The organism is Burkholderia sp. MS389 (assembly GCF_016899425.1).
Lineage (GTDB): Bacteria > Pseudomonadota > Gammaproteobacteria > Burkholderiales > Burkholderiaceae > Burkholderia > Burkholderia sola.
In genome coordinates, this window is sequence record NZ_CP045994.1 from 834,702 (window position 1) to 857,400 (window position 22,699).

The following is a 22,699-nucleotide window of genomic DNA, read 5'->3' on the forward strand; positions in this document are numbered from 1 at the left end:
GCATTTTACTCGAAGCGGTTCGGGCCCGTGCCCGGTGGTGTGATGTCGTCGCCGGGACGCGCGAGCATCCGGCGCAGCAGCGGCAGCGTGACCGCGCGTTTCTGCTCGAGCGAGAAGCGGTCGAGCGCGTCGAGCAACGCCATCAGGCTCGGCATGTCGCGGCGGAAATGGGTCAGCAGGTACGCGGCGATGTCGTCGGTGAGCGCGATCCCGCGTTCCTTCGCGGCGAGCTTGAGCACTGCGATCTTGCCTGCGTCGGACGGCGGCGACAGATGGAACACGAGCCCCCACCCGAGGCGCGTGCGCAGATCCTCGCGCACGTCGAGCGCGAGCGGCGCCGCCGGGCCCGCCGCGACGAACGCGCTCGACGGATGCGCGCGCACTTCGTTGAACAGGTTGAACAGCGCGACCTGCTGCGTGTCGCTCATCCGGTCGCAGTCGTCGATCGCGTAGATGCCGATGCGCGGGTCGAACGTGAACGCGCCGAGCGGGCTCTGCGGCGTCAGGTAGCGCGCATAGCCGTACGACGCGTCGCTCACGAGCGCCTGCAGCAGATGGGTGCGGCCGCTGCCGGGCTCGCCCCAGATATAGAACGACCGGTCCGGCACAGGGCCGGCCGCGAGCGCGAGATCGAGCTTCTGCAGGCGCGAGACGAGCTCGTCGTTCTCCTCGTTCATGATGAAGTTGTCGAACGTGGCGGGCGGCGGCGTGCCGAGATCGAGCGTCAGTTGACGGGACACAGCAGTCACAATGCGGATCGGTTGAAAAAACGCGTGCCGTACGCCGGGCACGCGCGGGGGAAGGCGCCTCGGCTGGCTTCACGCGCGACCGTACGCACGGCGGCGCGGCGCGGGTTTCGGCGCGCTTCGCCCGGCGATGAAAACGGGGACGTGTCGACCAAGATGCAATCCCTGACGATTCGGTGCTGGGAATTCCGGCCAACGGGCCGGCTTCGGGTAAAATCGCATTTTACCGACCTTCTCGCATTCCCCCATGAATCCTCCGAAATCCGCTCCCGACGCTCAAGGTCTGTCCTATCGCGACGCAGGTGTCGACATCGACGCAGGCGACGCGCTCATCGACAAGATCAAGCCTTTTGCGAAGAAAACCCTGCGCGACGGCGTGCTCGGCGGCATCGGCGGGTTCGGCGCGCTGTTCGAAGTGCCGAAGAAGTACCAGGAGCCCGTGCTCGTGTCGGGCACCGACGGCGTCGGCACCAAGCTCAAGCTGGCCTTTCATCTGAACAAACACGACACCGTCGGCCAGGATCTCGTCGCGATGAGCGTGAACGACATCCTCGTGCAGGGCGCCGAGCCGCTGTTCTTCCTCGACTACTTCGCATGCGGCAAGCTCGACGTCGATACGGCCGCCACCGTCGTCAAGGGCATCGCGCACGGCTGTGAACTGTCGGGCTGCGCGCTGATCGGCGGTGAAACGGCCGAAATGCCGGGCATGTACCCGGACGGCGAATACGACCTGGCCGGCTTCGCGGTCGGCGCGGTCGAGAAGAGCAAGATCATCGACGGCAGCACGATCGCCGAAGGCGACGTGGTGCTGGGCCTCGCATCGAGCGGCATCCACTCGAACGGCTTCTCGCTCGTGCGCAAGATCATCGAGCGCGCGAATCCGGACCTGTCGGCCGATTTCCACGGCCGCTCGCTGGCCGATACGCTGATGGCGCCGACGCGCATCTACGTGAAGCCGCTGCTCGCGCTGATGCAGAAGCTGTCGGTGAAGGGCATGGCGCACATCACCGGTGGCGGCCTCGTCGAGAACATCCCGCGCGTGCTGCGCGAAGGCCTCACCGCCGAGCTCGACCAGAACGCATGGCCGTTGCCGCCGCTGTTCAAGTGGCTGCAGGAGCACGGCGGCGTCGCCGACGCGGAAATGCACCGCGTGTTCAACTGCGGGATCGGGATGGCCGTGATCGTCTCGGCGGCCGATGCCGACGCAGCGATCGCCGACCTGACCGCCGCCGGCGAACAGGTGTGGAAGATCGGCACCGTGCGGGCGACCCGCGAAGGCGAGGCACAGACGGTCGTGGTCTGACGCACCGCAGGCAGATGCAGTAGGAAAAGCCGCCCGGAGTCGATCCGGGCGGTTTTTTTTCGGGCGCCGCGTGGCGGTCGGACGCGCGTCGACGCTTACGCGGACGCTCGCGGCGCGCTCGCCGGCCGCGCGCCGGCCAGCAACGGCGGCACGAACAGGTACAGCAGCGCGGCCGCGGCCCACACGAGGCCCGGCCACGTCGCACGCGTCGCCGCGTAGGTCGCGGTGACGACCAGCGGCCCCGCGACGCCGATCAGGCTCGCCACGCTCGCCAGCGTGCCCTGCAGTTCGCCCTGGCGTGCATCGTCGACCTGCCGCGCGAGCATCGCCTGCAACGCCGGCAGCGTCATGCCGCCGGCCGCGAACAGCGGCAGCAGCGCGAACGGCACCCATGTGGCGGTCGCGAACGCGATGACGGCCAGCCCGAGCGCATCGCCTGCAAGACCCAACGCGAGCGCGCGCCGCTCGCCGAGCCGCGCGATCAGCGGCCCGATCGCGAATGCCTGAGCGAGCGCGTGGCACGCGCCGTAACCGGCGAGCGACAGCCCCGCGACCGGCGTCGACCAGCCGAAATGTTCCTGGCCGTACAGGATCCACAGCGTCGCGGGCGCCTGCGACACCAGCGCGACGATCACGTAGATGCCGACCAGCGGCGCGAGCGCGGGCGCACCGCTCAGCCGTCGCAGGCTCGCGAACGGATTGAGCGCGCTGGCCGTCCGGCCTTCGCGGGCCGAACGCGGCCGCGATTCCGGCAGTACGCGCCATACGAGCACGAGATTCAGCGCATTGAGCAACGCGGCCGCGACGAACGGCGCACGCAGGTGCAGCGCGCCGAGCAGCCCGCCGATCAGCGGGCCGGCGATGAAGCCGATGCCCATCATCGCGCCGAGCTGGCCGAAGCGCCGTGCGCGGTCGGGCTCGGCCGTCACGTCGGTCACGTACGCGGTCGCGACCGCGACGTTCGCGCCGCTGATGCCCGCGATCAGCCGGCCGACGTACAGCCACGCGAGTGTCGGCGCGAGCGCCATCAGCAGATAGTCGAGCGCGGCGCCCGCGAGCGATGCGAGCAGCACCGGGCGGCGGCCGAAACGGTCGCTCAGCGTGCCGAGCAGCGGCGCACACAGGAACTGCGCGAACGCGTACAGCGCGAGCAGGATGCCGTAGTGGGTGTCGGTGCTGCCCGCGGCGGCGAGCGAACGCAGCAGCCCGGGCAGGATCGGCATCACGATCCCGACGCCGATCGCGTCGAGCAGGACCGTGGCCAGGATGGCAATAAGGGACGGATTCAAGGGTATCACTCTATCGATGATAGAGTTCGAAGTATTCCACAGTTTCCCTATCGGTGATAGAGATGAAGGACACAGGCGCGCGGCTGACGCGCGACACGGTATTGCGCGCGGCGCTCGATTTGCTGAATGAGGTGGGGATCGACGGGCTGTCGACGCGGCGGCTCGCCGAACGGCTCGGCGTGCAGTCGCCGACGCTGTACTGGCATTTCAGGAACAAGGCCGAGCTGCTCGACGCGATGGCCGAGGCGATCATGCTCGAGCGTCACGGCGCTTCGCTGCCGCGGCCGGGCGACGTGTGGGATGCGTGGCTCGCGGAGAATGCGCGCAGTTTCCGCCGCGCGCTGCTGGCCTACCGCGACGGCGCGCGCCTGCACGCCGGCACGCGGCCGCGCGCGCTGCATTTCAGCTCGATCGAACGCAAGGTCGCGCTGCTGGGCGACGCGGGGTTCGCGCCGGACGAGGCGGTCGACGTGATGGTCGCGATCGGCCGCTTCGTGGTCGGATGGGTGCTGGAAGAGCAGGCGGGGCCGGGGGCAGGTGCCGATGCGCCGCTGCCGGATGCGGCCGAGTATCCGTTGTTCGCGAAAGGCTGGGCCGCGCTGCGCGAGCGCAGCGACGACGAAGCGTTCGAGCGCGGTATCGCGTGGATCGTCGACGGCGCCCGCGCGCGCCTGGCGGCGCGTCAGGCCGGCTGAGTGGTCAGCCCGGCGTGCGACCGTCCAGGACGCGTTCAAGCGCGTCGAGCGCGCGGGCCGTCGAATCCGGCGCGATGCAATCGACGACGATCCGCTCCGGCATCGCGCGCAGCCACGTGATCTGGCGCTTGCAAAGCTGACGTGTCGCGAAGATGCCCTTGTCGCGCATCGTCCGGTAGTCGGTGTCGCCGTCGAGGAATTCCCATGCTTGCCGGTAGCCGACGCAACGCATCGACGGCAGGTCGGGATGGAGATCGTCGCGGCGGCGCAGCCGTTCGACTTCGTCGATGAAGCCCGCGTCGAGCATCGCGTCGAAGCGCTGCGCGATCCGCGCGTGCAGTACCGCGCGGTCCGACGGCTCGAGCGCGACCGGCACGAAGCGGTATGCGGCGGCCGCATCGTCCGTGCGGCGCGGCGCGGCGAGCAGCGCCGACATCGGCTGCCCGCTCAACATGAAGATTTCGAGCGCACGCTGGATCCGCTGCGAATCGTTCGGCGCAAGCCGCGCGGCCGTGTCGGGGTCGACCTGCGCGAGCCGCGCGTGCAGCGCGGGCCAGCCATCGCGCGCGGCGTCGGCGTCGAGTGCCGCGCGGACCTCCGGATCGGCGCCCGGCAGGTCGTTGAGCCCTTGCGTCAGCGCCTTGTAGTACAGCATCGTGCCGCCCGCGAGCAACGGCGTGCGGCCGCGCGCGACGATCTCGCCGATCAGGCGCAGCGTGTCCGCGCGGAATTCCGCAGCCGAATACGCGTCGGCCGGGTCGATGATGTCGATCAGGTGATGCGGCACGCGCGCGCGCTCGTCGCGCGACGGTTTCGCGGTACCGATATCCATGTCGCGGTAGACGAGCGCCGAATCGACGCTGACGATCTCGATCGGGCGGCGCGCGGCGAGCGCCAGCGCCGCGGCGGTCTTCCCCGAAGCGGTGGGGCCGAGCAGGCAGGCGATCGTCGTCGGACGGGAGGGCGAAGCAGCGCTCATTGCCCGCGCATGAAGAGACGGTCGAGATCGTTCAGCGTGAGCTGATACCAGGTCGGCCGGCCGTGATTGCACTGGTCCGCGCGCTCGGTCGCCTCCATCTGGCGCAGCAGCGCGTTCATTTCGTCGAGCGTCAGGCGCCGGTTCGCGCGCACCGCGTGATGGCACGCGAGCGTGCCGAGCAGTTCGTGCTGGCGCTCGGTGAGCACGCGCGAGCCGCCGAACGCGTGCAGGTCGGCGAGCACCGCGCGCGCCAGCGACTGCAGGTCGGCGTCCTTCAGCAGCGCCGGCACCGCGCGGATCGCGAGCGTCGTCGGCGACAGCACCGCAAGGTCGAAGCCGAGCGATTCGAGCGTGTCGCGTTCTTCCTCGACCGTGCCGATCTCGACCGGCGTGGCCGTCATCGAGATCGGCAGCAGCAGCGACTGCACGGCGACCGTGCGGTCGGCGAGCGCGTTCTTGAACTGCTCGTACAGGATCCGCTCGTGCGCCGCGTGCATGTCGACGATCACGAGGCCGTATGCGTTCTGTGCCAGCACGTAGATCCCGTGGATCTGGCCGAGCGCGAAGCCGAGCGGCTGGTCGTCGTGCGCGCCGGCCGCGAGCGGCGACGCGGCGAAGCCCGGCAGCGGCGCGACCGGTGTGTCGGCCGGATCGGCCGCATCGCGGGCGATGAGCGTCGTGCCGTCCGGCGTGCCCGCGCCGCTGTCCTTGCGGCCGAACAGCGCGTCGTAGAGCGCGAGCGGCTGCGCGACGGGCAGCGTGCCTTGCGTCATCCGCGCCTGACGCATCCACGTGTTGCCGGACGACGATGACGATGACGATGACGACGACGAGAAGCCGCTGCCGCCGATTCCGCCGCTGCCGCCTGTCGCGTGGCCCGGGCTTTGGCCGAGCGGCGTGTCGAGGAACGACGACGGCCCGCGCGGCGCGGGTTCGAGATGCGCGGCATGGCCGCCCGCCGTGGTTTCCGGCGACGCGCCCGCATGGCGCGCGAGCGCCCGCTGGACCGCATGGAACACGTACTGGTGGATCGAGCGCGAATCGCGGAACCGCACTTCGATCTTCGACGGATGCACGTTCACGTCGACGGCTTCGGGCGGCAGGTCGAGGAACAGCACGTACGACGGATAGCGGTCGCCGTGCAGCACGTCCTCGTAGGCCGCACGCACCGCGTGCGTCAGCAGCTTGTCGCGCACGAAGCGGCCGTTCACGAAGAAATACTGCTGGTCGGCGCGCCCGCGGCTCGCGGTCGGCAAGCCGGCGCAGCCGTACACGGCGAGCGGGCCGGCCTGCTCGTCGAGCGGCAGGTGCGCGGTCGCGAAGCTGTCGCCGAGGATCTTCGCGACGCGCTGTGCGGGCTCGGTCGCATTCCAGTGCTCGACGGCCTTGCCGTTGTGCAGCACCGAGATCGCGACGTCCGGCCGCGCGAGCGCCGCGCGGCGGATCATTTCCAGGCAGTGGCCGAATTCGGTCTGCTCGCTCTTCAGGAACTTGCGTCGCGCGGGCGTGTTGAAGTACAGCTCGCGCACCTCGATCGTCGTGCCGATCGAGCCGGCGGCGGGCGACAGCACGCCCGTCTGCGCGTCGATCTTCATCGCGTGCGCGGCATCGGCCGTCCGGCTCGTGATCGACATCTCGGCGACCGACGCGATCGACGCGAGCGCTTCGCCGCGAAAACCGAGCGTCGCGACCGCCTCGAGCTCCTCGAGCGAGCGGATCTTGCTGGTCGCGTGGCGCATCAGCGCGAGCGCCAGTTCGTCCGGCGGAATCCCGCAGCCGTCGTCGGTGATCGAGATGCGCTTGACGCCGCCTTCTTCCAGCACGATGCGCAGCGTCGTTGCGCCGGCATCCATTGCGTTCTCGAGCAGTTCCTTGACGACCGACGCCGGGCGTTCGACGACCTCGCCGGCGGCGATCTGGCTGATCAGCTGGTCGGGCAGGGGCTGGATCGCGCGCAGCGGGCGCGCGGCGGGGGCGGGCGCGGCGCCCGCGGCCGTTTCGGTGATATCGGACATGGCCGAATTATAGCGAGGCCGCGAACGCATGCCGGGGCGGCCGACCGTTACGTTTTTTCACGGAGCCTTAAGGTAGTTTCGGTATCATCACCCCGTTGCACGCGCCGCCTTGGCTGGCGGCCGCCTCGGCCATGTCTGGCCTGTTCCGGCCGTTCCGGCCCCATCGCCTTCGAGGAATCGCATTTGGATACGCTGCTTCATTTCGTCAACCTTGTCCTGCATATCGACGCTTTCCTCGGCGATTTCATCCGGCAGTACGGTGCGTGGGTCTATCTCGTGCTGTTTCTGATCGTGTTCTGCGAGACGGGCCTCGTCGTGTTCCCGTTCCTGCCCGGCGATTCGCTGCTGTTCATCGGCGGCGCGTTCGCGGCGACGGGCGAAATGAACGTCGGCGCGCTGATCGTGCTGCTGCTCGTCGCGGCGATTACCGGCAACACCGTGAACTACCTGATCGGCCGCTGGGTCGGCCCGAAGGTGTTCAATACGCATATCCCGGTGCTCGAGCGCTTCCTCGATCGCGCCGCGCTACAGAAGACCCACTCGTTCTACGACAAGCACGGCGGCAAGACGATCGTGCTCGCGCGCTTCATTCCGGTCGTGCGCACGTTCGCGCCGTTCGTCGCGGGGGCGTCGTCGATGAGCGTCGGGCGCTTCCAGTTGTTCAACGTGATCGGCGCGCTGGTGTGGGTGCTGCTGCTCGTGCTGCTCGGTTATTTCTTCGGCAACATCCCGTTCGTCCGCCAGTACCTGAACGTGATCGTGCTGGTCGGGATCGGCGCGGCAATCGTGCCGGTCGCGCTCGGCGCGGTATGGAAGCTCGTGCGCGGGCGACGCTCGGACGGGACGCCGAAGGCGGGCGGGCGCTGACGCGGCGCGCTTCGGCGCAATGAAAAAGCGTGGCAGTTTACGGCTGCCACGCTTTTTTTTTCGTCCGTGCGGTTCGGCCGCTGCTTTCGTCACGCGTTGCGTTGCGAGACCGGCGTTTCGGGCGTCGGATAGCCGGCTTCGCGGAACGTGTCGAGAATCACGCGGTGGGTGTCGCAGTACACCTGCCAGTAGTTCTCCGGCTGAGTCGACGGGCGCACGAACAGCAGCGGGCCTTCCGGCGTGAACTGCAGCACGCCGACGTCCGGCGCCGGTACCTTCAGCACGTTCGGAACCAGCTGGATCTGCGTCTTCAGGCGGTTGATCGCATCGGCCGCGTCGACGCTGTGCGCGATCTTCGCGGTCAGGTCGACGCGGCGGTGCGGCGTCGCGCTGTAGTTCGCGATGTTGTCCGAGAAGATCTTGTTGTTGCCGACGATCGTCACGATGTTGTCGGCGGTGATGATCGTCGTGCCGAACAGGCCGAGCTCCTTCACGGTGCCCGTGACGCCGCCCGCGCTGATTACGTCGCCGATCTTGAACGGGCGCAGCACCTGCATGAACACGCCGGCGGCGAAATGCGCGAGCAGGCCGCCCCAGGCGGTGCCGATCGCGAGACCGAGGCCGGCGAGCAGCGCGGCGAACGAGGTCGTCTGTACGCCGAAGATCTGCAGGATCGCGAGGATCAGCAGGATCGTCAGCAGCACGCCGACGACGGAGGTCAGGTAGTCGGTGAGCGTCGGGTCGACCTTGCCGCTGCGGCGAACGACCTTGCCGAGCAGGCGGGTACCGATGCGGATCGCCCAGCGGCCGACGAACCACAACACGATCGCGGCGAGGAGGTTGAGGCCGAAGTCGAGGCCGCGGGTCATCAGGAATTGCTGGGCGGTGGCGAGATCGATCACGCGTTCTCCGAAGTCGAGGGTAAAAGGGCGGCGCATGCGCCGGAATGGGAGGCGCTTTTATAACCTGACCTGTGAAGCGCGGGCAACCGGGCTGACATTGGTTGACGTAATGAAAAGCGGGCAGGACGTGGGTGCGTGCCGCCCGTTCGAGGTCCGGCCTGTCGTGGCGCGCGCCGGTGTAGCGTCGCTCACCGCGCTGCGCGCCCGTAGGTGTCCTCGAAGCGGACGATGTCGTCTTCGCCGAGATATGCGCCCGACTGGACTTCGATCGGTTCGAGCGGAATCGTGCTGGGGTTCGTCAGCCGGTGGGTCGCGCCGAGCGGGATGTAGGTCGACTGGTTTTCGGTCAGGTCGCGCCGCGGTGGCCGACGATGGCGCGATGTTCGCGGCGATGGAGGTTCACGACGGGCAGCGGACGACGGTCGACGACGTGCATCAGCCGTTCAACGGCAATTTCTGCATGATCGCGTGCACGCATTCCCGCGGACCTGCTTCGCCCGTGCGGACGTGCACGTCGGGCGATACCGGTTTTTCATAGGTCGATTCGATGCCGGTGAACTGCCGAAGCGTCCCTTGCCTTGCCCGCGCATAGAGCCCTTTGGGGTCGCGCGCTTCCGCCACATCCAGCGCAACGTCGACGAAGACTTCGAAAAACATGCCCTGCGGGAAGCGGGCGCGCGCTTTGGCGCGTGCGTCCCGAAACGGCGAGATCAGCGCAACGATGACGACGAGCCCGGCAGCCACCATCAGGCGCGCGACCTCGGCCGTCCGACGAATGTTCTCGTGGCGGTCTGCGTCGCTGAATCCGAGATCCTGGTTCAATCCTTCGCGAAGCTGGTCGCCGTCCAGCAGAAAAGTCCGAAGGCCGTGTGCATCGAGCTGTTCCTTCAGAAGATTCGACAGCGTCGATTTACCGGCACCGGACACCCCGGTGAGCCATACCACGAACGCATGGTCCTGCTTCATGCTGGAAAGCACGGATTGATTGCCCGTCGACATGACAGGGCGGGAATTGGAGCGATCTTGCGTCATCTCGGATTCGATGTGCCGGTAACGGCGTCGTACATTATTGATGCGAATTCATTCGTCGCCGAATTGTAACGGCGCCTTTAAAAATTGGTAAGTTGAATATTTTGATCGGGAATAAGCGCTTGCCTTCAAGCGGCGCGATGGTGTGCGCACCGCGTCCGTCCGGTAATGATTGCCGGCCCGTTGTAATGATTCGAAATAATGTGCGTGGTCGACAGGGTTCTCGACCGCATGTCGATTTATCGACCTGGATTCGGGGGTCGACATGAAGTCACAAGGGCATTAATTTTTTATTCGGCGAAATATCGCAATAGCCAGCACGGGCTGCTTTGTGATGCGTCTCTGTCACTTATTATCGAATTGGGGAATTATCCGAGGGCATGTTTTCCGACCTTATTTGCCGGGCGACGATTGGCGTCCCTTCCGATTGCGTCGGCAGCACCGAGCGCCGGCCCCGTTGAAAGCCGGATCGCCGCGATTGCCCTGTCGCGCTGAAGTATCGGCTACCTGAATACGCTGGATTTCGTCAGGACTGCGGCACGTCATTTGTGCCGCGGCCCGAACGGCCGCTGCTGCACATCGGCGCCGTGCGCGACGATCGCCATGCCCTCCGGCACTTCCTCCCACGCGCCGCGCAGGTCGACGAGCGGCTCCGACACGACCATGAACGCATCGTCGCCGGCTTCCGCGATGCGCGGGTTATGCGGATACAGCGCGTGCAGGTGCTTGAACGACGTGCTGTGGAACAGCGAGCGCGATTGCCGTTCGCTCGAATAGCGCGCCGCGACGATCCGTTCGCCGTCGGTCGCGCAGATCGTCATGTTGAGCGGATCGGCGACGCGATGCCGCGCGGCGGTTTCCTCCACCACGCCGACCATCCGTTCGAGCGCCGGCAGCGGCGCCTGCTCGAGACCGTACGTCAGCGCGAGGCGGAACATCAGTTCGGAGTCGGTCGAGCCTTCGAGCGTCGGGAACAGCGCGGGATCGACCTTCATCGTCAGGTCGCGGCGCAGCTTGTGGAAGTCGCGGATCAGCCCGTTGTGCGCGAACAGCCAGCGGCCGTGGCGGAACGGATGGCAGTTGGTTTCCTGCACGGGCGTGTCGGTCGCCGCGCGAATGTGCGCGATGAACATCGGCGAGCGGATCGCACGCGCGGCCTCGCGCAGGTTGCGGTCGTTCCAGGCGGGATGCACGGAGCGATAGCGGAACGGAAGTTCGTCGGGATGCCCGTACCAGCCGATGCCGAAGCCGTCGCCGTTGGTGGTCGTCGCGCCCAGCTCCGAATGCAGGCTCTGGTCGATCAGCGAATGCTTCGCGCGGAACAGCACGGTTTCCAGATGGATCGGATTACCCGTATAAGCGAGCCAGCGGCACATGGAGCGCTCCTTCACGATGTATCGTTCGTGCATGGTAGCCGACTCCGCGACGCCTACGCGTCCACGCGAGTCGCCACATTCGTCACACATGGCAGGCCCATACGCGCGATGCGCAATCGCCCAGCCGGCGGCCGGGCGCCACGCAGCGCAACGCAACAATGAATGGGGTGCGGCACGACGATCGTGCCGCACCGCGCCGGCTCAGTCGCCGAGCGCGTCCATCACGCGCGCCGAATAGACGAGCGCCGCGCCCGCATTCAACGCGATCGCGACGCCGAGCGCTTCCGCCACTTCCTCCTTGGTCGCGCCATGCTTGGCCGCTTCGGCCGTATGCACGGCGATACAGCCGTCGCAGCGCGTCGTGACGGCCACCGCGAGCGCGATCAGCTCGCGCGTTTTCGCGTCGAGATGGCCCGTCTTGGCGCCGGCGCCGGCCAGCGCCTGGTAGCCGGCCAGCGTATCGGGCGACAGCTTGGCGATGTCGCCGATACGCGTCGAGAGTTCCTTCCGGTATTCGTTCCAGTTCAGCATGATGCGTCCTTGTCGAGAAGAGTGAGGAGGGCGGCGGGCGCCGCGATCTCGGGCGATGCAACGCTATTCTGATCGCTGTCGAGGAGAGTGTGGATACGTCAGGGTGTCAATTTTCAGCGCAATCGTCTCACGGATGCATTGCATCAACCGCGGCTCGCGCTTGCGGCGAATGCGCGGCGGGGCCGTCGTGACGCGCGCCAAAGCTGCTACCATGCGCAAAACGCAGGTCAATGACAACGATTTCGAACAACAAGAAAGAGAGGGCAACGCAATGAACCAGACCACCATCCAGCAGCCGTCGTTCGCGTTCGTGGCCGCATCGTGGGCCGCGCTGATCGCCGGTTTCGCGGCCTTCCTGATCGGGCTCTGGAACGCCGGCATGCAGCTCAACGAGAAGGGTTACTACTTCACCGTGCTGGTGTTCGGCCTCTATGCGGCGATCTCGCTGCAGAAGAGCGTGCGCGACCGCGCCGAAGGCATTCCCGTCACCGGCATCTACTACGGTCTCAGCTGGATCGCGCTGCTGCTGTCGATCGCGCTCCTGATCGTCGGTCTCTTCAACGCGACGCTGCAATTGAGCGAAAAGGGCTTTTACGCGATGTCGTTCGTGCTCGCGCTGTTCGGCTCGGTGGCCGTGCAGAAGAACACGCGCGACTTGCAGAACGCGAAGCCGCGCTATACCGACGCCGATTCCGCGCCGTCGATCCAGGAGTGACGGCACGCGCAGCGGGCGCCCGCCGAGGCCGCCCGCTGCGCGACGATGTCCGCGCCGCCCGCATTCGCCGGCGTGCCGCAGACCCGCCGTCCTTTCGTTTTGTCCATGTCGTCGCGCATGACGATGGAGATATTCCGGATGCCGAACCTGACCGACACCGCAGCGCGGACGCACGCGACCGCCCGTTCCGTAGCCGCGCGGGCCGCGCTTGTGCTGGAGACCAACAACCTGCGCGGCGGCGCGGGCCTTGCGCAGGCCGTCGGCAGCCTGAAACGCCTGGTGGCGGCGCTGTCGAAACAGACCGTGCCGCCGGCCGCCCTTGCGCAATGGATCATCACGCACGACGGCCTGCCCGCCGACGCGTGCGCGGAAATCGCCGCGCTGGCCGACCGCCCGATCGACTTCGTCGAGATCGGCGCGAGCACCGGCTACTACGATGCGAAGAACGACGGCTTCGATCGCGTCGATGCCGATCGCTGCGACATCGTCGTATTCGGCGATGCCGATTGCCGGCCGGCCGACGACTGGCTCGAGCACCTGCTCGCGCCGTTCGCGCGCGACGCGTGCGACGCGCCCGTCGCGGTGGCGGGGCGGACCAGCTACGCGCCCAACGTGCTCGGCATCGCGCTGACGTCGATCGATTTCATGTATCTCCCGAGCCCGCTGCGTGATGGCGCGACGCGCAACTTCTACGCGAACAACGTCGCGTTCCGGCGTGACGTGTTCGCGCAGTTCCGCTACGAGCCGCTCGACGGCGTCTATCGCGCGCATTGCCAGGTGATGGGGCTGCGGATGCAGGCGGCCGGCGTGGCCGTCGAATTCGCGCCGGCCGCGCATACCGAGCATCGGCTGCCGGACACGCATCGCGAGTCGCTGAAGCTGCGCTGGATGCGCGGCGAGGACAGCGTCGGGTTGACGCCGTATCTCGTGCACGCGTACCTGCCGCGTCGATGGCAGTGGCTCGGCCGCAGCGGCCCGCTCGGCCCGTTCTGCGTGATGGCGATGCGGCTCGGCTACAGCCTGCGCGCGCTCGATCGCCAGCAGTTGCCGCGACTGGGCGCCGCGCGCTATCTCGCGGCTGCCGGCGTCACGATCGCCGCGTCCGCCGTCGATACGCTCGGCGCGCTCGCGCGCGGTTTCGGGCTCACGGGACGCGCATCGACCCGGCGCGATCTCGATGCGCTGTCCTATCACCGTCATTGAAACGGCGCCGCGCCTCGCGGCCACGACACTTCGACATACTGATTCTGTTCCGACGACGACCATGCCCTCACTCGCCACTCGCATTGCCTGTCTCGCCCTGCTTGCCGCCAGCGTCGGCGCCAATGCCGCACCGGTCGATCGTGCGGGGCGCGGGATTTATCACTTCATGTCGCGAAGCGGCTGCCCGTTCGCGAATGCGGCCGCGTCGGACTGCAATCGCATCGCGCTCGATGCGCCCGACGGTCACGCGAGCATCGACACCGATGCGCATGCGATCGTCTTCTCGAGCGATGCGAACCGCCGCACGAAGGACGTGCTCGGCGACGTGCTGCTGCAAGGCACGGGCGTCGATGCCGACGGGCGGCGCGTGCCGTTGAGCGTGCACGTTCTGCTGCGTCGCGACGGCCGGAAATGGGACCGCGACGTGTACGTCCATGCGCCCGTGCACGGCTCGTTCACCGATGTGCGGATCGATCCGTATCGTGTGCGCGTGAAGGACGGCGATCGTGAGCGCGACGTGCTCACGCCGGACGAAACGCTTGCGCTGTTCGCGCATCCGTCGCTCGCCTCGCGGCTGGCGCGCCATCTCGTGAAGGTGAGTGCGACCGATCCGAAGCAGCCGCTGGCGGACGACATCACGATCGCGCTCGGTGTCGGCGGCCTGACGAAGGCGGTCGCGCGCGCGAGCTTCACGTCGAACGCGCCGCACGATGCCGACGTCGATCGCGCGCTCGCGTCCGGCACGTGGTCGATCCGCTTCGACGCGCTGAGCAATCGCATTCCGGTGTGGGTCGCACAGCGCGAGCTGTTCCTGTTCGGCCTCGATGGCAGCGCACTCGTGAAGGACGTGCGCGAGCGCGGCTTTCGGAAGAACGACCGGATCGAGTTCGGCGCGCGCGACGGCAGCGGCTATCTGCGCGTGAATGGCCGCGAGGAAGCGTTCGCGGGCGCGGCAGCCTCTGCGCATGCGTTCATGCAGGAAAGCTTCGTCGGCCTGATCCTCGGCTGGCGTCGCGATCCGGCGGCTGCCGCGACGCCATCTTCATCCGCGCGGGGCGAGCCGGCATGACCGCGGCAAGCGAATTGCCGGTGTCGTCGCAGGCCGGGCACGGCGAGCGCTTCGATTGTCTCGATGCGCCCGTGCCACGCGGTACGGCGCGGATGCGCGCGTATCTCGTCGATCGCATCAAGCGGGCGGCGATCCGGCAACTGCATCGCAGCATGCATGGCGAGCGCTGGATGCTGCGCATGTACCTGAGCGGCGAAGAAGCGACCGAGTGCGCGCTGCATGAGGACTGGACCGGACAGCCGCCGGACTGGCTCGCGCCGCGCATCGACCAGCATCTCGCGGACGAGCGCCGCCACGCGGCCGCATTTGCCGATGCGTTGCGCCGGCGCGGCGTCGACGTGTCGACCGGCCCGCACGAACCCGACTGGCTGAGCCGGCGCAAGATCGTGCGATGGCGGCGTCTGGCGCAGCGCTACGCGCCGCATTTCGCGCAAGGCGTACTCGTGCCCGCGTATGCGACCGGCCTGTGCGCGGAACAGATGGCAATGCGCGTGCTCGCGCGCCACTGTGCGACGATCGGCGACACGCATCCGCTGTATCCGTTGCTGTCGCGCGTGCTCGCCGACGAGACGCGCCACGTCCGGCTTTGCGCCGATACGCTGCGCCGCCTCGTCGAGCCGTCCGAGGCCGCGTCGCTCGCCGCGTTGCTGGACGAGATCCGCGCGATCGAAGCCGGTTTCGGCGTGACGGGCGCGCTGGCGATGGTCGCGGCCGGCTGGCTCCAGTCGCTTCGTCCGCGCGCATGATGCCGCACATCGTCTATCTCGCGACCGCCGACGCGCGCGGCCATCTGATGCGCGCGCAACTGCTCGTGCATGCGTTGCGCGCGGCCGGCGCGCAGGTCGACGTGCTGACGACGTCCGACGCCGGGCAGGCATTTCTCGCCGCGTTCGGCATCGACGCGGACGTGTTGTCGCGGCACTACGCGGTGCAGTTCGACGAGCGGCAGAACATGCTGCGCGACGCGACCGATCGCAATGTCGCGCACTACGTGTTCAGGCCGACCCGCATGCTGCGCGACATCGTGCGGCTGCGTGCGATCGTTCGCGATGCGGATCTCGTGGTCAACGACTCGTTTCATCCGGCGCTGCTGTTCATGGGGGCGGTGCCGGGCTGGCGGCGTCGCGTCGTCCACGTGTATGGCGGCAGCCTGCGCCGCGCGTTGACCGCGAATTTCGATGCACGACTGCCGCGCGTGCTGGCGCGCGCTTTCGCGCGGATCGTCGACTGGCAGATCGATGCGGCGCTGGGCCGTATCGAGCACGATTTCGCGTACGGCTTCGCCGACGATGCGCCGCGCTCGCACCGGCATCGCCGGCTGCCGACGCCGGTGCCGATCGTCGCCGAACGGCCGGCGCACGAACGCGTTGCGGCGGCCGTTTATCTGAATCCGCACTTTCGCGACGTCGCGCTCGCCGATGCGTTGTCGGCCGGCATGCGCGACGCGGGGCTCGCCGCCCACCGCGTGGGCGAGGGCTACGCCGGACACGACGGCTGGACCGGCGTCGACGCCGACTGGCCGACGCGCGCCGCGCATGCGCCGTTGATCGTATCGGCGCCCGGCATGGCCGCGTTGTCGATTGCGCGCGTGTATCGCCGTCCGATCCTGCTCGTGCAGACCGATCAGCCCGAACAGGCGAGCAACGCCGCGCGCGCGGCACGGCTGCAACTCGTGCACCGCGTGGTCACATGGCGGGGCGATGCGGCGGCATTCCGGCGCGAGGTCGGGCAGGCGTCGATCGAACTGATGCGCGATCCCGGTACGCCGGCGGGGACGCGAGCGGGCCGCGAGCATGCGCGTGCGCGTGTCGACGCGTGGACATCGCACCTCCTCGCGCTGGGTCCGCATGCGCGAGCGGCCGACGCGGCAACCCGATGCGAGGCACCAGCGCCGCGATGAATACGCGCATGTTTCAGGACGATCGCCGGCCCGATGTCCGGCAGATGCTGGCCGCGACATTCGGCCTGGTCGCGGGCCTCGCGATCTTCTTTCTGCTGGAGCGCGGCGTCACGCCGCGCTACGTGCTGGCCACGGCGATCGATGCGCGGATTCCGTTCATCGCATGGTCGTGGTTCGTCTATGTCGCGTTCTTTCCGTTCGTGATTGCGCTCGCCGCGTACGCGCGACCGTCCGCGTTCGCCGCGTTCAGGGACGCCGTGCTGATCGCGTTCGTGCTCGGCGTGGCCTGCTTCCTGATGTTTCCGGAAGCCGTGCCGCGGCCCGACATCGCCGAGATCGGCAATGCATTCGTGCGTCGGCGTCTGGCGCGCATGTGGGCGCTCGATCTTGCGGCCAACGGCTTCCCGAGCCTGCATGTCGCGGTGACGTGTCTCGCGTGCCGGATGCTGGTGGACCGGCGCCGGATCGTCGCGGCGGCGATCGGGCTGCTGATCTGCGCGTCGACGCTGACGCTCAAGCAGCATACGGTCGCGGACGTGCTGGGCGGGTTCGTGCTCGCGGCGGTCAGTACGCTGTGGGTCGAGCGGCGTTTGCCGCGCAGGAGGCTCGCATGACGGAGGCGCACGTTCACCGCGCCGGACCGAACGTCGGGCTCGGCCGGTTCGTGCCCGATCCGGGGCTGTTTCGCGTGAGCGCGGCGCGTGTCGGCATGGCGCTGGCGGGTGACTGGCTGATGATTGCCGCCGCGTTTGCCGCTGCGATCGCGTTTGCGCATCCGCTGGCCTACGCGTGCGCGTCGATCGTGATCGCGCGCAGCCAGCTCGCGCTCGCGGTCATGATGCACGAAGGGGCGCACGGGTTGCTTGCACGGAACCGGCGCGTCAACGACGTGCTCGGGCAACTGCTCGCGGCCGGCCCGCTATGGCTGTCGCTGCGCACGTATCGGGCGGGCCATCTGAAGCACCATCGCGCGCCGATGCAAGCGGACGACCCCGTCGCGCTGCTGTTCGGCGTGCACGACTATCCGGCGACGCGCGGGCGATTGATCGTCCGCCTGCTCGCGTATGCGTGCGGCGTCGGCTACGTGACGAGCGTCGTGAAGCTCGCGCGCGGCGCGTTCGCGCATGCGTTGCCGAAGGTCGAAAAATCGCGTGCGTATGCGGCGTGGGAGATCGCGTCGATGCTGGCCGGCAACGGCGCGCTGTTCGGCGCGCTCGCGCTGGCCGGACATCCGCTGCTGTACGTCGCGTTGTGGATCGTGCCGTCCGTCACCTTGTTGCCGTTCGCCGGGCAGGTGCGCGCGATCTTCGAGCACGCGGGGTTGCCGGCCGGCGCCGATCAAAGCCGCAACGCACGCACGATCGTCCGGCGTTCATGGCAGACGTTCCTGTTCGGCCCGCATGCGATTCATTTCCATATCGAACATCATCTGTTCACGCGGATGCCGTTCCATAACTTGCCGGTCGTGCATCGGCAACTCGCGCAATTGCGGTTGCTGCCCGACGGCAATCTGTATGCCGGATATGGTGCGGTACTGCGGGACGTGAGTGCGCGGTGATCGGTCGGGCTCAGGTTGCGCGCGGCCGAGTGTGTGACGAGCATCGTCGGGAATTCTGCTCGAACGGTGCGGCGACAGACGCAAAAAAGCCCCCGCGAGGGAGGCTTTTTTACACTATCGAAGATAGTTGGTAGGGTGGGAGGGACTCGAACCCTCGACTCTCTGATTAAAAGTCAGATACTCTAACCAACTGAGTTACCACCCCACGTTCTTGAAACCTGTCGGTTCGTTGCTTCAACAACCTGGGCAACGACCTAAAGAGCAAAAGATTATAGCGACGGGTTACAGGGCTGTCAACAACCCGTCACGATAATTATTTGATGGTTTCGAGCTTGCCCTGCGCCGTCTGCGCCGCGTTCGAGCCGGCGTACTGCGACACGACCTGCTCGAACGTCTTCTTCGCGGCCGCCTTCTGGCCTTGTTCGAGCTGGTTCGTGCCGATCGCCACGAGGGCGTCGGCCGCGCGCGGGTGTTGCGGGAACTTGCTGACGATCCCTTGCCACGTCGCGGTCGAACCACGGTAGTCGCGCAGCGCGTATTGCGCGTTGCCGTACCAGTACTGCGCGGTCGGCTGATAGGGGCTCTGCGGATACTTCGCGATGAACGCGCGGAACGAAGCCGCCGCCGCCTTGAAGTTGCCGTTGCGGAACTGCTGCTGCGCCGCGCTGAGCGCATCCGTTTCACCCGGCTGCACGGTGCCTTCGACACCGTCGATCGTCGCCTGCTGCGGCTCGAACTTCTTGAGCCGCGTGTCGAGATCCTGGTAGTACTCCTTCTGCTGCCGCTCGAGCGTCGTCAGCCGGTTCGTCAGATCCTCGTTCTCGCCGCGCAGCGTCGCGACCTGCTGGTTCAGCTGGTCGATACGGCCGGATTGATCGAGGATCGTACGCTGGGCGGCCGACAACTGGCTCGACAGGTTGTCGCTCTTGCTGCGCAGATCGAGCACGGCACGGCGTGCTTCGTTGTCGTCGAACATGCCGGCGTGCGCCGGCGCGGCCGACCACGCCGCGCCCGCGACGCAGAATGCTGCGGCAACGCGCAGCCAGGTTGAACGGTGCGTCATACGGCGATTCTTCCGTTACTTACTGTTGGTAGACGAGGTCGGCGCGACGGTTCTGCGCCCACGATGCTTCGTCGTGACCCGTTGCCTGCGGCTTTTCCTTGCCGAGGCTCACGGCTTCCATTTGCGAGTCGTTCACGCCGAGCAGGGCCATCGCACGGCGGACGGCTTCCGCACGCTTCTGGCCCAGCGCGAGGTTGTACTCGCTCGTGCCGCGTTCGTCGGTGTTGCCCTGGATCAGCACGTGGCGCTGCGGGTGGCTCTTCAGGTACTGCGCGTGCTGCTGCATCAGCGGCTGGTACTCGTCCTTCACCGAATAGCTGTCGAAGTCGAAGTAGATGCTGCGCTTCGCGAGCGGGCTGTTCGGGTCGTTCAGCGGATCGACGTTCACTTGCGCGACGTTGTCGGCGCTCGGCTGCGTGCCGATTGCGCCCGCGTTGTTCGCCTTGTCGTCGAGCTTCACGCCCGACTTGCACGCTGCAAGCGCGCTGATCATCATCACGGCCAGGGCCAGACGAGCTTTATTCGACATCATGGTTACTCTCCTTGTGGTCATTGCATGAAGGGCCCCCACGACGGCTCGCGAACGGAGCCGCCCTGGACGGACAGGATCTGCGGCGGCGCGCTGCCGTCGGAGGGCACTGCAGCCAGCACGTTGCGGCCACCCGACTGGGTGGCGTACAGAAGGTACTGGCCGTTTGCCGCGAAGCTCGGCGATTCGTCGCGATTGGTATTCGTGATGGCGTTCGCCGCGCCACTCTGCAGATCCTGAACGTACAGCTTGAAGCCCCCACCCGTGCGGGAGATGTAAGCGAGCAGCTTGCCGTCCGGGCTCACGCGCGGGCTCGTGTTGTAGCTGCCGGTGAAGGTCACGCGCTGCGCGGCGCCGGCGCTCTCACCCTGTGCAGGCATCCGGTAGATTTGCGGCGCACCGCCGCGGTCGCTCGTGAAGTAGATCCAGCGGCCGTCCGGCGAGTAGAACGGCTCGGTGTCGATCGAGCTGCTCTGCGTGAGACGGCGCAGGCCGCCGCCGTTCGCGTTGACCGTATAGATTTGCGTATTGCCCGTCAGCGACAGCGCGACGGCGAGCGTGTTGCTGTCCGGCGACCACGCCGGTGCGCTGTTGTTGCCCTTCTGGTCGGAGACCATGTAGCGGCGGCCGGTCGGCAGGTCGTGGATGTAGACGATCGGCTTCTTGCGCTCGAACGACACGTACGCGACCTTCGTGCCGCTCGGCGACCACGCCGGCGAGATGATCGGTTCGGTGCTCGACAGCGCGATGCGCGCGTTCTGGCCGTCCGAATCCGAAATCTGCAACTGGTAGCGGTTGCCGGTCTTGATCACGTACGACAGGCGCGTGGCGAACACGCCGCGCACGCCGAGCAGCTTCTGGTAGATGTAGTCGGCGATCTTGTGGCCGGCCGTGCGCAGCGTGGTGTCGGTGGCCGTCAGCGACAGGCCGCCGAGGCTTTGCTGCTTCACGGTGTCGTACAGGATGAAGTTGACCTTGTACTGGCCGTTCGCGTCGCGGTTCACGCTGCCGGCGACGAACGCATTCGCGCCCTTGGCCTTCCATGCGCCGAGATCGACCGATGCGGTCTCGGGCACGGGCGTGCTGCCGGCGTCGATGTTGGTGAATTTGCCGCTGCGGGCGAGGTCGGCGCGCACGATCGACGTGACCTGCTGCGGCAGGTTCGCCTCGTTCGTGAAATTCGCGGTGGCAATGGGGAACTGGGTCGACCCGACGCCGGTGATCAGCACGTTGACCTGGGCGTTAGCGGCGCTGCCCGCCGTGATCAGACACGAGGCCACGAGTGCCCTGAAACCTAGCTTTGTCATCAAACTCATGCTTCTTGCTTCCCGTATGGCTTGGATCGCTGCGCAACCGCAGAGACAGTAAAAATACCCGATTCGTTCCCGTCCGACAGCGACGCCCGGAGTGTAAGCGCATTTCGTTTCACTCCGCTGCCTTGAAGGTAATCGTAATGTCGGACGGGGTCCGACCGTTAGAATCGGGCGGCAACGGGACCGATGCGTGGATCGCATTGACCACGGCTTGATCCCACCCCGAATTCCCGCTCGAGCGGGAGACCGATGCGCTCAATACGTCACCGGACGGCGTGCACCGAATCTTGACGACGGTGGTCAGGCCTGCCCGTTCGCCGCCCCAAACGATGTTCGGCTTGACGCGGCGGCGCACCTTGTCGGCATAGCCGGGCGTCGCGGCATTGCCGCCGGAGCCCGTGCCGGTGCCGCTTTTCGCGAGGCCGTCGCCACCGCCTTCGCCGGCGCCCGACAGCCCCTGCATCTGCGCGAGGCGCGCGCTGCGCTCGCGGTCCAGCTTCGCGTTCGCCGCCGCATTGGCCTTCGCGCGCGCCGCGGCTTCGGCCTTCGCCTTGACCTGGGCTTCCGCCTTGGCCTTCGCGGCTGCGTCGGCTTTCGCCTTCGCCGCCTGCTGCGCTTCGAGCTGCGCCTGCTTTTGCTGCTGGAGTTTCTGCTGTTCGAGCTTCTGCTGCTCGGCGAGCTGCTGTTGCTTGAGCTTGTCGGCCTGCTTCTGTTTGTCGCGTTCCGCGGCTTTCTGGGCGGCGAGCGCGGCGGCCTGTTGCGCGGCGAGCTGCGCGCGCCGGGCTTCCTCTTCCTGCTGGGCCTTCAGTTGCTGCGCGCGGCGCTGCTGCTCGAGCTGCGCCGCGCGCGCGGCCGCTTCCTGCTGACGCTTCTTCTGCTGCAGCGCGATGTCGGCCTGCTCGTCGCGCACCGGCGGAGGGGGCGGAGCGACCTTCGCGGGCGGCGTGGGCGTGACGACGGGCCGCGGCGCGGGGACGTCGGGCACTTCGGTCCACAGCTCGGCCTCGGCGCCGGCCGGCGTACTGTTCTGCCACTGCACGCCGTGATAGAGGAACAGCGCGAGCAGCACGTGCATCAGCGCGGCGAGCGCGAACGCGCGCCACGTCCCGCGCTCCCGGGGAGGCTGGAGCGGGTAGGCGGACCTGCGCGTGGATTGCTGCCGGTTCATTGCGATTTGACGAGGAGGCCGACGCGCTTGACGCCGCGCGCCTTCAGATCGGACATCACGGTCATGACGGCATCGTACTGCACGGTCTTGTCGGCTGCGATCACGACCGGCTGGTCAGGGTGATCGGCCTGCCGGGCCGTGATGAAGCTGTCGAGCTCGGCCTTCGTCATCGTGTCTTCCTGGGTCGCGCCCGAGTCGCCCTTGTACTTGACGCTCATCGTGCGGTCGGCCTTGATGTTGACGACGACGGGCGGCGTCTGCTCCTGCGGCGCGGCATTGCCGACGGTCGGCAGGTTGATGATCGACGGCGCGACGAGCGGTGCGGTGACCATGAAGATCACGAGCAGCACCAGCATCACGTCGATGTACGGCACGACGTTGATGTCGGCCATCGCGCGGCGCGAGCGGCCGCCGCGCATGCTGGATCGAATGGGACTTCCTGCCATGGC

Annotated in this window: 23 protein-coding genes, 1 tRNA gene and 1 pseudogene; 10 read left to right on the forward strand and 15 right to left on the reverse strand. The window is 67.5% G+C overall.

What is annotated here, in order from left to right:
• Positions 1 to 5: 5 nt before the first annotated feature.
• Positions 6 to 740 (reverse strand): DnaA regulatory inactivator Hda, encoded by a 735-nt coding sequence (hda, locus tag GJG85_RS03820; protein WP_034200992.1) that lies wholly within the window; start codon positions 738 to 740, stop codon positions 6 to 8.
• Positions 741 to 993: 253 nt separating this feature from the next.
• Between hda and purM the strand changes: the two genes are divergently transcribed.
• The gene (gene purM / locus GJG85_RS03825) at positions 994 to 2,049 is read left to right on the forward strand and encodes a phosphoribosylformylglycinamidine cyclo-ligase (RefSeq protein WP_050011759.1); all 1,056 of its coding nucleotides are present in this window, start codon (positions 994 to 996) and stop codon (positions 2,047 to 2,049) included.
• Positions 2,050 to 2,144: 95 nt separating this feature from the next.
• On the opposite strand, the gene tet is transcribed toward purM, so the two are convergent.
• On the reverse strand, positions 2,145 to 3,344 hold the full coding sequence (tet, locus tag GJG85_RS03830) for a Tet(A)/Tet(B)/Tet(C) family tetracycline efflux MFS transporter (protein ID WP_204383848.1): 1,200 nt from the start codon (positions 3,342 to 3,344) through the stop codon (positions 2,145 to 2,147).
• 56 nt (positions 3,345 to 3,400) lie between these two features.
• On the opposite strand from tet, the gene tetR reads away from it, so the two are divergent.
• A complete protein-coding gene (gene tetR / locus GJG85_RS03835) occupies positions 3,401 to 4,033 on the forward strand; it encodes a tetracycline resistance transcriptional repressor TetR (protein ID WP_050011757.1) in 633 nt (210 codons plus the stop codon).
• Positions 4,034 to 4,037: 4 nt separating this feature from the next.
• Here the strand turns inward: tetR and miaA are convergent, their stop codons facing one another.
• Positions 4,038 to 5,012, reverse strand: coding sequence for a tRNA (adenosine(37)-N6)-dimethylallyltransferase MiaA (gene miaA, locus GJG85_RS03840; protein ID WP_050011756.1), 975 nt, complete (start codon positions 5,010 to 5,012; stop codon positions 4,038 to 4,040).
• Entirely contained in the window at positions 5,009 to 7,027 is a 2,019-nt protein-coding gene (mutL, locus tag GJG85_RS03845; RefSeq protein ID WP_050011755.1) for a DNA mismatch repair endonuclease MutL, read from the reverse strand. Before mutL ends, miaA begins: the two co-directional genes overlap by 4 nt.
• Before the next feature lie 183 nt (positions 7,028 to 7,210).
• Here mutL and GJG85_RS03850 point away from each other — a divergent pair, with 183 nt between their 5' ends.
• The gene (locus GJG85_RS03850) at positions 7,211 to 7,894 is read left to right on the forward strand and encodes a DedA family protein (RefSeq protein WP_050011754.1); all 684 of its coding nucleotides are present in this window, start codon (positions 7,211 to 7,213) and stop codon (positions 7,892 to 7,894) included.
• An 89-nt stretch (positions 7,895 to 7,983) separates the two neighbouring features.
• On the opposite strand, the gene GJG85_RS03855 is transcribed toward GJG85_RS03850, so the two are convergent.
• The 5 genes and pseudogenes from GJG85_RS03855 to GJG85_RS03875 all read right to left on the reverse strand — a co-directional run bounded on the left by GJG85_RS03855 (position 7,984) and on the right by GJG85_RS03875 (position 11,732).
• Positions 7,984 to 8,796, reverse strand: a complete 813-nt coding sequence (locus tag GJG85_RS03855; RefSeq protein ID WP_050011753.1) for a mechanosensitive ion channel family protein — start codon at positions 8,794 to 8,796, stop codon at positions 7,984 to 7,986.
• A gap of 188 nt (positions 8,797 to 8,984) precedes the next feature.
• A pseudogene (locus GJG85_RS03860) lies at positions 8,985 to 9,146 on the reverse strand (mannose-1-phosphate guanylyltransferase/mannose-6-phosphate isomerase); the annotation flags it as partial.
• An 85-nt stretch (positions 9,147 to 9,231) separates the two neighbouring features.
• The gene (gene cysC, locus GJG85_RS03865; RefSeq protein ID WP_050011752.1) at positions 9,232 to 9,795 is read right to left on the reverse strand and encodes an adenylyl-sulfate kinase; all 564 of its coding nucleotides are present in this window, start codon (positions 9,793 to 9,795) and stop codon (positions 9,232 to 9,234) included.
• Between the two features lie 572 nt (positions 9,796 to 10,367).
• Entirely contained in the window at positions 10,368 to 11,201 is an 834-nt protein-coding gene (locus tag GJG85_RS03870; protein ID WP_050011751.1) for a class II glutamine amidotransferase, read from the reverse strand.
• A 201-nt stretch (positions 11,202 to 11,402) separates the two neighbouring features.
• Positions 11,403 to 11,732, reverse strand: coding sequence for a carboxymuconolactone decarboxylase family protein (locus tag GJG85_RS03875; protein WP_027788276.1), 330 nt, complete (start codon positions 11,730 to 11,732; stop codon positions 11,403 to 11,405).
• A gap of 271 nt (positions 11,733 to 12,003) precedes the next feature.
• On the opposite strand from GJG85_RS03875, the gene yiaA reads away from it, so the two are divergent.
• The 7 genes from yiaA to GJG85_RS03910 all read left to right on the forward strand — a co-directional run bounded on the left by yiaA (position 12,004) and on the right by GJG85_RS03910 (position 18,177).
• Complete coding sequence (yiaA, locus tag GJG85_RS03880) at positions 12,004 to 12,447, forward strand: inner membrane protein YiaA (protein ID WP_050011812.1); 444 nt, start codon at positions 12,004 to 12,006, stop codon at positions 12,445 to 12,447.
• Positions 12,448 to 12,585: 138 nt separating this feature from the next.
• Positions 12,586 to 13,650, forward strand: coding sequence for a glycosyltransferase family 2 protein (locus GJG85_RS03885; RefSeq protein WP_204383670.1), 1,065 nt, complete (start codon positions 12,586 to 12,588; stop codon positions 13,648 to 13,650).
• A 61-nt stretch (positions 13,651 to 13,711) separates the two neighbouring features.
• Positions 13,712 to 14,719 (forward strand): hypothetical protein, encoded by a 1,008-nt coding sequence (locus GJG85_RS03890; RefSeq protein WP_204383672.1) that lies wholly within the window; start codon positions 13,712 to 13,714, stop codon positions 14,717 to 14,719.
• Positions 14,716 to 15,465: a hypothetical protein gene (locus GJG85_RS03895; protein ID WP_089488186.1), complete on the forward strand. Its 750-nt coding sequence runs from the start codon at positions 14,716 to 14,718 to the stop codon at positions 15,463 to 15,465. Before GJG85_RS03890 ends, GJG85_RS03895 begins: the two co-directional genes overlap by 4 nt.
• Positions 15,462 to 16,619: a hypothetical protein gene (locus GJG85_RS03900; RefSeq protein WP_204383673.1), complete on the forward strand. Its 1,158-nt coding sequence runs from the start codon at positions 15,462 to 15,464 to the stop codon at positions 16,617 to 16,619. Before GJG85_RS03895 ends, GJG85_RS03900 begins: the two co-directional genes overlap by 4 nt.
• 8 nt (positions 16,620 to 16,627) lie before the next feature.
• Complete coding sequence (locus GJG85_RS03905; protein WP_235356142.1) at positions 16,628 to 17,233, forward strand: phosphatase PAP2 family protein; 606 nt, start codon at positions 16,628 to 16,630, stop codon at positions 17,231 to 17,233.
• The gene (locus GJG85_RS03910; RefSeq protein ID WP_089488188.1) at positions 17,230 to 18,177 is read left to right on the forward strand and encodes a fatty acid desaturase family protein; all 948 of its coding nucleotides are present in this window, start codon (positions 17,230 to 17,232) and stop codon (positions 18,175 to 18,177) included. The genes GJG85_RS03905 and GJG85_RS03910 overlap by 4 nt, the downstream gene beginning before the upstream one ends.
• A 128-nt stretch (positions 18,178 to 18,305) precedes the next feature.
• Here the strand turns inward: GJG85_RS03910 and GJG85_RS03915 are convergent.
• The 6 genes from GJG85_RS03915 to tolR form a co-directional block, all read right to left on the reverse strand.
• Positions 18,306 to 18,382 (reverse strand) — tRNA-Lys (locus GJG85_RS03915).
• Between the two features lie 108 nt (positions 18,383 to 18,490).
• A complete protein-coding gene (gene ybgF / locus GJG85_RS03920) occupies positions 18,491 to 19,240 on the reverse strand; it encodes a tol-pal system protein YbgF (protein ID WP_006484965.1) in 750 nt (249 codons plus the stop codon).
• 19 nt (positions 19,241 to 19,259) lie between these two features.
• Positions 19,260 to 19,772 (reverse strand): peptidoglycan-associated lipoprotein Pal, encoded by a 513-nt coding sequence (pal, locus tag GJG85_RS03925; RefSeq protein ID WP_050011745.1) that lies wholly within the window; start codon positions 19,770 to 19,772, stop codon positions 19,260 to 19,262.
• 17 nt (positions 19,773 to 19,789) lie between these two features.
• On the reverse strand, positions 19,790 to 21,085 hold the full coding sequence (gene tolB / locus GJG85_RS03930) for a Tol-Pal system beta propeller repeat protein TolB (protein WP_050011744.1): 1,296 nt from the start codon (positions 21,083 to 21,085) through the stop codon (positions 19,790 to 19,792).
• 109 nt (positions 21,086 to 21,194) lie between these two features.
• Positions 21,195 to 22,250 (reverse strand): cell envelope integrity protein TolA, encoded by a 1,056-nt coding sequence (gene tolA / locus GJG85_RS03935; protein WP_204383674.1) that lies wholly within the window; start codon positions 22,248 to 22,250, stop codon positions 21,195 to 21,197.
• Entirely contained in the window at positions 22,247 to 22,696 is a 450-nt protein-coding gene (tolR, locus tag GJG85_RS03940; RefSeq protein WP_050011742.1) for a protein TolR, read from the reverse strand. Before tolR ends, tolA begins: the two co-directional genes overlap by 4 nt.
• Between the last annotated feature and the right edge of the window lie 3 nt (positions 22,697 to 22,699).